General features: G+C 65.3%; 4 protein-coding genes. All 4 read right to left on the bottom strand.

The window, feature by feature from the left end; all coding sequences use genetic code 11:
* The coding region (locus HMPREF7215_RS06220) for a nitrogenase component 1 (RefSeq protein WP_009164878.1) at nt 1-764 on the bottom strand (764 nt) is incomplete at its 3' end.
* Complete coding sequence (locus HMPREF7215_RS06215; protein ID WP_009164877.1) at nt 761-1,516, bottom strand: nucleotide-binding protein; 756 nt, start codon at nt 1,514-1,516, stop codon at nt 761-763. The genes HMPREF7215_RS06220 and HMPREF7215_RS06215, both read right to left, overlap by 4 nt.
* A gap of 323 nt (nt 1,517-1,839) precedes the next feature.
* Entirely contained in the window at nt 1,840-2,274 is a 435-nt protein-coding gene (gene aroQ / locus HMPREF7215_RS06210; protein ID WP_009164876.1) for a type II 3-dehydroquinate dehydratase, read from the bottom strand.
* Nucleotides 2,271-2,763 (bottom strand): shikimate kinase (locus HMPREF7215_RS06205; RefSeq protein WP_009164875.1); only part of this gene is annotated, 493 nt, incomplete at its 5' end. The genes HMPREF7215_RS06205 and aroQ, both read right to left, overlap by 4 nt.

Here is a 2,763-nt window from a genome sequence, read left to right as displayed (position 1 = left end):
GGGTCGTAGCTGACCAGCGCCCGCAGCCAGGGCGTGCCGTGCTTTTTCTCCATCTGCTCCGCCGCGTAAACGCCCGGCGGCGCCAGAACCACGTTCAGGCGGCTGCGCGCCATCTGCTGGAACCCGTCGAACGTCGAAAAGTCGGTGATCTGCCGCGCGGGAGCCGCGCCCATGCGCGCCAGCAGATCGTAATACTCGCCGTCTTTCAGCAGCGGCACGAGGCTGCCGATCAAATTGACGCCGCCGTCTTTCCGTTCGGCCACGTCCAGCGTGGAATAGATCTTGTTGCGGATGTTCACGGCCGGCGGCACTTTCGTGTCGGTGGTGATGGGGTTCATGTGGCAGTCGATGAAGCGCACTTCGGGATGGCGCTCGTGCAGTTCCGCCGCCAGCGCCTCGTGGTCGGTGCCGAGCAGGTCGTCGAGGCAGGTGACGAAGATCATCATCACCCGCGGCGTGCGGCCGCGCTTTTTCAGCCAGGCCAGCAGCTCTTCCGCGCCGTCGGCGATGGCCCGTTCGTAGCCGCCGGAAACGATGTCGTCCTCGCTCAGATAAAGATAGGCGATGGTGTCCTTGCGCCCTTGCAGGCAGGCGCTCAGCGCGCCGTGGCGGCCGCAGGCGGCCGGGCCGGCGAAGAGCTGATAGCTCTCGGGCAGCAGCTGTCCCATGCGCGCCACGCCCCAGCCGCCGTGGGCCGGCGACGTGTACGTCAGCGTGCCGCGAAACGGCTCGCCGCCGCAGGAAGCGCAAACGCCGCAGCTCACGGGCAGACCTCCATGACTTTCTGCGCCAGCTCGCGGTAGCGCGACGCCATCGGCGAATCGGGCAGCGCTTCGACGACGGTCCTGCCCTGCGCTTCGGCGGCCTGCACGGCCCCGTCGCGCGGCACCGTGTAGAGCACCCGCGTTCCCATCTCCGAGGCGGCCTTTTCCACGAGCGCCTGTTCGTCCGCCACGTTGCGCGAGTTGAGGATCAGTCCGGCGACGCCGGCGTAGCCGCGCTTGCCGAAGTTGTTCACGGCGCTCACGATGTTCGAAGCCGCGTAAAGCGCCATCATCTCGCCCGAGGTGACGATCAGCACGCGGTCGGCGTAGCCGCCGCGGATCGGCATCGCGAAACCGCCGCAGACCACGTCGCCGAGCACGTCGTAAAAGACGACGTCGGGCCGGTACGCGTCGTAGGCGCCGAGCTCCTCGAGCTTTTCGAAGGCGGTGATGATGCCGCGCCCCGCGCAGCCGATGCCGGGCGTGGGGCCGCCGGCTTCGACGCAGAGGATGCCGTTGAAACCCGTAAAAACGATGTCTTCCAGCGCCACGCCGGTCGCACCTTTTTCGCGGATGCGGTCCAGCACCGTCGGGATCCGCGCGCCTCCCATGAGCGTTTTGGTGGAGTCCGACTTGGGATCGCAGCCGATCTGCATGACTTTATGGCCGAGGCGGCTCAGCGCCGCCGAGAGATTGGACGTCGTCGTCGATTTGCCGATGCCGCCCTTTCCGTAAATCGCGATTTTGATCATTCTTTTGCCCCCGAAGATCTCTCTTTAAAAGTTAGATTTATCTAATTCGGACGCTGAAAATAAAAGTCAGTCTCCGCCCGGATTTTTATTAGTCGAGACTAACTTTTTGAGTTATACCATTCGACCCGGATGCTGTCAATCCGCCCCGCGTCGTGGGAACGTTCTTTCCCATGGCCCTTCGTGCCAATAAAAAGCTCCCCCTCGGGAAGCGCCTCGCGAAATTTCTTCGCGTGTCCGCTTTGAGTGGGAGCTTGGTTCCTCTTTGTTTTTTTCGATAATCTCCACGACAGGCGCAGGTCATCTCCGCGTCGTTACGGCGTCCGCTATCCCCGCTTCCGGTCCAGCAGCAGGTCGACGGCGTCGAGGTAGCCTTTCAGGCCGCGCCCGGCGATCTGGGCGACGCAGGCGGCGCGGGTGTAGGAATGGCGGCGGAAATCCTCGCGCGACTGGATGTCGCTGACGTGGACTTCGACGGCGGGAATGCCCACGGCGCGCAGCGCGTCGGGAATGGCGACGCTGGTATGGGTGTAGGCGGCGGGATTGATGACGATGCCATCGGCGTTCCCATAGGCTTCCTGAATGCGGTCGACGATCGCGCCTTCGTGGTTGCTCTGGAAAAATTCCACGTCCGCGCCCGCGGCGGCGCAGTGCGCGCGAATCATTTTTTCCAGGTCGGCCAGCGTGGCGCGGCCGTAGATTTCCGGCTCGCGCACGCCGAGCATGTTCATGTTGGGGCCGTTGACGACGAGGATCTTCATAGCTGCAAAGCCTCCTTGATTTTTGCGGCGGCGTCCTGCGCCGACGAGCCGCGAACGGTCAGATCCGCCCAGGCGCGGTACAACGGCAGGCGCCGGCGGCGCAGTTCCTCCACGCCGACGGACTGCGACAGGGGGCGTCCGTCGACGGGCAGCTCGCCAGCGCGGTCGAGCCAGACGCAGATCCCGTTCTGGCGGAGCAGCGGACGGTTGCGCGGCTGCGTGACCACGCCGCCGCCGGTGGCGATAATGATGCCGCTTTCTTTGGAGACGTCGGCCAGGATTTCGGTCTCGATCCGACGGAAGACGGCTTCGCCGCGGCGGGCGAAAATTTCCGCGATCGGACAGCCCTCGCGTTCGGCGACGATCTGGTCGAGATCGCGCACGGGGCGCCCCGTCAGGCGGCCGAGTGCCTGCGCCGTCGTGGTTTTGCCGCAGCCGGGCATGCCGATGAGCGCGACGTTGCCGGCGCGGCGGGCGATGGTTGCGGCG

Origin of the sequence: Pyramidobacter piscolens W5455 (genome assembly GCF_000177335.1) — a bacterium.
GTDB lineage: Bacteria > Synergistota > Synergistia > Synergistales > Dethiosulfovibrionaceae > Pyramidobacter > Pyramidobacter piscolens.
This window is presented reverse-complemented; position numbering and strand designations above follow the sequence as displayed.